This window comes from Paraburkholderia sp. BR10872 (assembly GCF_040965835.1).
GTDB classification, from domain to species: Bacteria; Pseudomonadota; Gammaproteobacteria; order Burkholderiales; family Burkholderiaceae; genus Paraburkholderia; species Paraburkholderia nodosa_A.
The window spans coordinates 19,891-27,247 of sequence record NZ_JBFRCN010000078.1 but is presented as its reverse complement, the minus strand read 5'-3'; the positions used below and the strand labels follow the sequence as shown (position 1 = coordinate 27,247).

General features: G+C 61.9%; 4 protein-coding genes. 1 reads left to right on the top strand and 3 read right to left on the bottom strand.

The window, feature by feature from the left end; genetic code table 11:
• Positions 1–440: 440 nt before the first annotated feature.
• Both AB4Y43_RS37010 and AB4Y43_RS37005 read right to left on the bottom strand, forming a co-directional pair.
• Positions 441–2,717 carry an EAL domain-containing protein gene (locus AB4Y43_RS37010; RefSeq protein WP_368730046.1) on the bottom strand — a complete coding sequence of 759 codons (2,277 nt, stop codon included), beginning with the start codon at positions 2,715–2,717 and terminating at the stop codon, positions 441–443.
• Between the two features lie 353 nt (positions 2,718–3,070).
• On the bottom strand, positions 3,071–5,284 hold the full coding sequence (locus AB4Y43_RS37005; protein ID WP_368730045.1) for a glycoside hydrolase family 3 C-terminal domain-containing protein: 2,214 nt from the start codon (positions 5,282–5,284) through the stop codon (positions 3,071–3,073).
• 500 nt (positions 5,285–5,784) lie between these two features.
• On the opposite strand from AB4Y43_RS37005, the gene AB4Y43_RS37000 reads away from it, so the two are divergent.
• On the top strand, positions 5,785–6,222 hold the full coding sequence (locus AB4Y43_RS37000; protein WP_069266552.1) for a carboxypeptidase-like regulatory domain-containing protein: 438 nt from the start codon (positions 5,785–5,787) through the stop codon (positions 6,220–6,222).
• A 185-nt stretch (positions 6,223–6,407) separates the two neighbouring features.
• On the opposite strand, the gene AB4Y43_RS36995 is transcribed toward AB4Y43_RS37000, so the two are convergent.
• A complete protein-coding gene (locus AB4Y43_RS36995) occupies positions 6,408–7,325 on the bottom strand; it encodes a LysR family transcriptional regulator (protein ID WP_368618918.1) in 918 nt (305 codons plus the stop codon).
• Positions 7,326–7,357: the final 32 nt, after the last annotated feature.

Sequence of the window (7,357 nt, the reverse complement as noted above, 5' to 3'; positions counted from 1 at the left end):
TCAATACCTGTTACTGTTTTCGGTCTCTCTCGAGACCGGTCGCTCACTCAAAGCTGACAGGTTCTGAATAAATTCAAAAACCTGACTTACTTTAGTGTGAGACTCTTGATACTTTTGCTGCTCCCGGTCATTCCTAAGAATGATCGGGTCGCCACCGCATCAAGCGCCCACACTTATCGGCTGTAAATTTTTAAAGAGCAATTCGTCTTAATCGCTTCGTTTTCGTTCGCAGCGATCAGCGAAGGAGGCGAATTATGCGGGTCATTCCGGATATCGTCAAGCGACTTTCGAATATTTATTTTTGGGGTCCGCTACGCCAATTTTCGACAGCTACCGGCACCCACACGTGACAGGTCGCCCCTTCTGTCACCAAATCGGGAACGGCAGCTGCATACGGGTCGCAGCACAATCGAATTCGAGCGCAGTGATGTCGCTATCGATCAAGCGCCGACGGTCTCGACGACGCCTTCGGGAAGCGGCTGGGGCAACCCGACACAAAACCCTTGCGCGTAGTCGATGCCAATCCCGCTGAGGCGACCGATGATCGCCTCGCTTTCCACAAACTCAGCGATGGTCGCCTTGCCGGCGGCATGGGCCACCTGGTGAATGGACTGGACGATCGTCCGATCGAGGTCGCTGCTGGCAATCCCGCGCACGAAGCTGCCGTCGATCTTCAGGTAGTCCACGGGCAGGCGCTTGAGGTAAGTGAACGAGGACATGCCCGAGCCGAAATCGTCGAGGGCGAATCGGCAGCCGAGTGCTCGCAGGCTCTCCATGAGCGTAATCGCTTTCGAGAGATTGGTGATCACGGCCGTTTCCGTGATCTCGAAGCAGACGCTTTCGAAACTGATTGCGCAACGCTGCTGCTGCACGATGTACGCGAATAAGTCCTCGTCGCCGAGCGACGCGCCGGAGAGGTTGATCGACCAGACGTTTGCGGCGAGATGGCCCGCCGCAATGGCTTCGAAAGCACGGCCGATCACCCATCGATCGACGAGCGGCATCAAGTTGAAGCGCTCGGCGGCGCCAATGAAGTACGCGGGAGGAATCACTTCACCCGATTCGTCGACCATGCGCAGCAGCAACTCGACATGCACTTCTTCGCCGGGACCGCCCTCCTTGAGCGACTTGATCTGTTGCGCGTAGAGGCGGAAGCGGTCGTGCTCGAGCGCGGCCTTCACGCGGGCCACCCACTCCATCTGCGTATGGGTGGTCGACTGGAGCTGATCTTCGAGGCAATACTGGTGCACGCGATTGCGGCCTTTTTCCTTGGCCATATAACAGGCGACGTCTGCCGCCTTCATGATGTCCCACGTCGAGATTTGCGCGGCGTCCACCTCCACCACACCGATGCTCACGCCGGTCGTCAGCAAACGCTGGTCCCAGGGTAGCCGGATGACCGTCACGGCCTCCCGCAGATCCTCCGCGACCCGCAGGGCGTCGTCGATGCAGCACTCCGGCAACACGACGCCGAATTCATCGCCGCCGAGGCGGGCGAGGATATGGGCAGCGCGCAGCTGCTCTTTCAGGGCACCACCCACACTGCGGATCAATTCGTCGCCGGCCGCGTGACCGCACGTGTCGTTGACGACCTTGAACTGATCGAGGTCGAGGAACATCACCGCATGCGGGCGTGTCCCGGCCTTCTCGAGCAAGCTCGAAAGCCGGCGCTCGAATTCGCGGCGGTTCAGCAAACCCGTCAGATGATCGTGCGTAGCCTGATATTCGAGTTCGGCGGCATGCTTGCGCTCCGTGCTCGCGTCTCGAAGCACCATCACCGTGCCCAGCATTTCCTCTTCGTCATCGCGGATCGTCGCCACAGAGCATGCCACGGGCAGGAGCGAGCCATCCGGGCGCGTCACAGAGAGTCTGCGTTGCGCGTCGTCATCGGCCGCTGCAGCACGGTTGTGCAGACATTGCGCAGTGACGATATTGCCGGACCGCTCGTCGTAGAGATCACAGACGTCGAACAACGGCCTCAGGTAGATATCGCGCGAGGCACGCCCGAGCATGCGCTCGGCGGCGGCGTTGCAATAGGTCACGCTCGCCTGGTTGTCCATGCGGATCACACCGTCGTCGATCGAAGCGAGCGTGGCTTCGGTGAGGCTCTTTTCCTTCGCGGCGGCCGCTTCTGCGCGCTTCAACCCGGAGATATCGAAGAGGCAACCGACGATGCGCGTCGCCCGGCCGCTCTCGTCGCGTATGGCCTTGCCGCGTCCCCGGCACCACAGATATCGACCATCGGCCATTCGCAGTCTGTACTCGACGTCGTAGAGGCTGTCATGCTTCAGATGGTTGATGATGGTCTCGCGCAAACGGAGCAGATCCGCAGGATGCACGAGCGCATTGAACGCGCGGGTGTCCATGGGGAGGTCGCCGTCGCCATACCCGAGTTGCTGATACAGATAGCGAGAATAGTAGGCACGGTCGTTCACCAGGTCCCAGTCCCATAGCCCAGCGTTGATGCCTTCGAACCCGAGGCTGAGACGCTCCTCGCTCAAACGCAAACGAGCGGCGAGTCGCTGGGAGAAGCGCAGCATCGATAGCACAACGCTGCACGCGAGTGCCGCGACGAACCACGCTATCGCAGCACGGGGCTGCTGAGCGAACACGGCCGCCGCAACGGCACTCATCCACATGGGGACGAGCACCACAACGATTCGACCGCGGCGGTTGCCTTCGGTAAGCCAGCTCACTGCGCGTGTGATCAGTCTCATGGCTGATTTAGTATTCTTCTTGGTTCAGCTTCCATGCGTCGCGTGCGCGCGGCACTACGAGACAGAGTCACAGTAAAGCGTGACGGCGTGCATCTGGAAAACGCGCAAGCGGAGGAAGGCCCACGGACGGGTGCGTAAGTCTACCTGCTTTCCCTATTCAGATTGAATGGGGATTACCCGCGGAAGTCATTCATGTTCGCGAGAGTATGCATTTACGTTCTCGCGTGTGCGAATGATAGGTACGGAAAGACTTGCGAATTCGATTTTGTACCGGCTCGCAAACGTTCGCGAGCCGGCCGTTTTCAGGAATTGAACACAGAGGCCGCCACCGCAGCCTCTGTGCGTCCTCTCGCTTACCGGCTCTGCAGGCGGATATCGCGCGACGAAGCCCCCACATACACCGCGCTGCCAGCAACATAAGCCCAGTCGCTATGCGTCGTGTCCCAAACGCTCTGTGCACGTTCGGTGATCGTCACGCGCACCGGCTGCGACTGACCCGGCTTCAGAAACACCTTCTGGAAACCAACCAGACGACGCGGCGGCTCGCCGGCATAACTCACGCCCAGATAGACCTGTGCCGTTTCCGCACCCGCTACGCGGCCATCGTTGCGCACCGTGAACGACGCTGTGAGCGTATGCCCCGGGCCCTGCTTCACCGTCAGCCCCGAATAGCTGAAGTGCGTATACGAAAGGCCATAGCCGAACTCGTAAAGCGGCGTGATGTTGTTCGCGTCATACCAGCGATAGCCCATGTCCAGCTTTTCGGAGTACACGGGATCGGTCGCGAAGGCGCCGTTCGTCCCCCACGTCGGCGTGTCCTGATCGTGCACCGGGAACGTGACCGGCAGCTTGCCCGAAGGGTTCACCTGTCCGAACAGCACGTTCGCGATCGCCTTGCCGCCGCCCTCGCCCGGATACCATGCCTCGACGATTGCCGAGACCTGGTCCTTCCACGGCATCAGTACCGGATTGCCGCTCTCGATGATCACGATCGTGCGCGGGTTGGCCTTCGCAACGGCCTCGACGAGCTGATCCTGATTCGACGGGTTCGCGAGACTCAGGCTTTGCAGATCGCCGAAGTCCTCACCCGCAGGCTGCGCCACGACGACGATCGCGACATCGGACTGGCGAGCGAGCGTCGCGGCCTGGGTGATCTCCTGCTGCGTATAGGCGCGGAACGGCTGCGTCTGGTCGGTGTTGCCCGCGAAGCTCACCTGCGCCGAAGGCGCGAGCTGCTGGATCGCCTGGGTGATAGGCGTATTGAGCTTGAGCCACGGGTTGGTCCACCAGCCGCAGCCCGTGGACGAAGCGAACGTGAGCCCGCCGCAGCCCGAGAAGTTGCCCGTGACCGGATCGCGCGTATTGCCCGAGCCGCCGCCGCTCAGCACGGCCGTATCGGCGTGAGCGCCGATCACCGCGATCTTGTGCAGGCTCGGGGCCGAAAGCGGCAGCTGGCTGTTGTCATTCTTCAGGAGAACGATGGATTGTTCTTCCGCAGCCTGCGTGAACGCGTTGTACTTCGCGAAGTCGATCGTGGCACCGCCCTGCGCTGGATGGTCCAGCACGCCCGTGCTGATCATCACATAGAGCTTGCGCCGCACCATGTCGTCCAGACGGTCCTGCGACACGGCCTTCGAAGCGATCGCCTGTTTGACCAGATCGGGCGTGAGGTAGACCGTCGGGCCCACGTCCTCTTCCTCGTCGAGACCCGCGTTGATCGCCGGGGCCGTGCTATGCGTCGCGCCCCAGTCCGACTGCACCTGGCCCTGGAAGCCCCAGTCCTTCTTCAGCACGTCGGTCAGCACATGCGTGTTTTCGCATGCGTAGGTGCCGTTCAGGCGGTTGTAGCTGCACATCACGCTGCCCGGGCGCGCTTCCTTCGCCGCGATTTCGAACGGCAGCAGATAGAGTTCGCGCAGCGTGCGCTCGTCGATCTGGCTGTTGCCCCCCTGGCGGCCCGTTTCCTGTTCGTTGCCGACGTAGTGCTTGATCGTGGCGATCACCTGCTGGCTTTGCGTACCGATGGTGCGCGCCGCCAGAATTTCGCCCGCCAGCACGGGGTCTTCGCCGAGGTACTCGAAGAGACGCCCGCCGCGCGGTTCGCGCGCGAGGTTCGTGCCGCCGCCCAGTCCCATGCCGAATCCTTGCTCGCGCAACTGGTCGGCTATGCGTGCGCCGAAGTCGCGCGCGAGGTAGGGGTCCCAGCTTGCCGCGAGCGCGATCGTCGCCGGAAAGGTCGTGCTCTTCTGGCTTGTGCTGCCGGAGCCCGTTGCGGAATCAACCATATTGAGGTCGGGAATGCCCAGACGCGGCACGCCCTGAATATAGCCCGCGCCGCCGCCCGGCACGGCGCTCATCTGATATTCGGAATGGATGAACTGGAGCTTCTCGTCCTGCGTCATGCGCTTGAGCAGCAGGTCGGCACGAACGTGCGCGCCGAGGTTCTGGGGGATGGCCATCAATGGCATCGGCAACGGATAAGGTACGTCGTTGCTGCTGTCGCCGGCATGGGCGGCAGCGGCCATCGCAATCAGCACGGCGGCGGTGGGCCAACGGGTGATCCTCATATGTCTCTCCGAGAGTTCGTTATGGAGTACTGATCAGACCGGTAAACAGGGTCTGGCAGAACGGCCGGCCGGGTCGGGCACCGGCAGACTTCCTGCGGGGAAACCGGTTTAGTTGCAGCGCGCAAACGTTTGCTTTTATGCATCCGCTTGGGCTTCGCCGGTTGATGTAGCAAAACTCCAAATAATCATATAAAAACTATTGAGTACCCTTACGGGCTTTTATCTCAGTATTTTCCCGGCTGGCGGTAGCTAACACGCATGAAAGGCGCCAAACCGACAGGTAATTGCAAGCTACCGGTAATGTGATTGTTGCGAACGCAACGGAAATTCGGCATTCGATGTGATTTGCATGACGCTCGCGAATGCGGCGCGCCGGCCTGTGAACGCGGCGTGCAGCGCGCATCGCGGGTCGAAAAAAGCTAATCTGTTACGAGGCCTGCGCAAGCGGCGGCGCCGCCCCTGCGCGCGCGAGATCGACATCACTGTAAGGAGTGACCACGATGGAAAGGCAACGCAAGGTTCCCCGAATCGCGTCGGCCCTGCTCGCTGCAATGTGCGCATTCGCAATGGCAAGCAGCGCACTCGCGCAAACGGGCATGCCCCAAACGGAGCAGCAAGGCGACATCTCGTTCGTCTCCGGCGGGGTCGGCCGCGACGAGTCTTCCGCACTGCGGCACGCGCGCAGCCAGTGGCCGCTCTCGATGCTGTTTACCGGCCCCGGTTCGAGCTATGTGGCCGACGTGCACGTGCAGATAACGAACGCTGGCGGCACGTCGGTGCTCGACACGCGTTCGCACGGTCCGTACATGCTCGTGCGACTGCCGGCCGGACGCTACACGATCACCGCCACCTATAACGAGGTAACGAGGACGCAGCGTGTAAACGTCGCCGGCAATGGCAGCGCGCGTGCGACGTTCTCGTTCCCGGGCAAGCACTGAGCACGAATCGTTTCCGGCCGGTCGGGATGGCTCACCAGGGAACGACTCTGGTGCCCGGATCGTTTCTGTGCAACCGCCGTGTGCAACTGCCGGAACAACGGGGAGAACTGCGCGAATCACTCCACTCCGCTGGAATCCACGTTTTCGAGCTGCCGGCAACGCGTCCCGCTGTGATGTCGACGCAATCAATGCCCAGCGGCCCAGGCAACGATGAAATCGATGAATGCGCGCGTTTTCGCGGGCGTGTAGTGGCGCGACGGATAGTAGACGTATAGCGGGAAGCGTTCGTCGGGCCAGTCAGGAAACAGATTCACCAGCCTGCCATCGGCAATCAGGGGCTCGGCGCCGAGAAGCAGCATTTGCGCAATGCCGGAACCGGCCAGGCACGCATTGAGCAAGGCGCCCGGATCGTTCACCGTGAGTCGCCCTTGCGTCGCCAGCACGACGTGCTTGCGCTTGCGATGAAACTCCCACGGATAAGGCTTGCCTGTCTCAGGGTCGCGGAATTCGAGGCACCGGTGAGCGGGGCCTTCGAGATCTTCGGGGCGCAGCGGCCTGCCCCAGCGCGAGAGATAGGCCGGCGCAGCGACCGTCACGACAGCGGTATCGAGCAGCTTGCGAGCAACCAGCGTGGAGGATCGCGGCTTGCCGAATCGCATCGCGACATCGAATCCCTCCGCAACCAGGTCGCCAAGACTATCTCTCGCGATCAGTTCGATCTCGAGTTCGGGATGGGCGTCCATGAAGCGGTCGAGTTCCGCGCCGAGAATCGCCCGATAGCACACCGGGTCCAGATTCACCCGCAGCTTACCCCGCACCGCCGACGCATTGCCCGATGCCGCGATGGCCGCTTCCTCGAGCCCCGCGAGATGCGGAACCACCTGCTCGTAGAAACGGCGCCCGCCTTCGGTGAGCGAAATCGATCGCGTCGTGCGATTGAAGAGCCGGATATCGAGCCGCTTCTCCAGCCTCGCAATCGCGCGGCTCACGCCTGGCGGCGACATGCCGAGCACGTCTGCCGCGGCGGCAAAGGTCCCCGCGTCGACAACGGCGGCAAACACGCTGATCGCGCCGGAAATGTTCTCGAGTGTCGTTGTTCTCAATGTCGTCGTTCCAATGGCAGCCGGTACGGCGG

Coding starts and splice junctions, on each gene's coding strand:
- AB4Y43_RS37000 (WP_069266552.1), top strand. CDS start 5,785: ATGGAAAGGCAACGCAAGGTTCCCCGAATCGCGTCGGCCCTGCTCGCT.
- AB4Y43_RS37010 (WP_368730046.1), bottom strand. CDS start 2,717: ATGAGACTGATCACACGCGCAGTGAGCTGGCTTACCGAAGGCAACCGC.
- AB4Y43_RS37005 (WP_368730045.1), bottom strand. CDS start 5,284: ATGAGGATCACCCGTTGGCCCACCGCCGCCGTGCTGATTGCGATGGCC.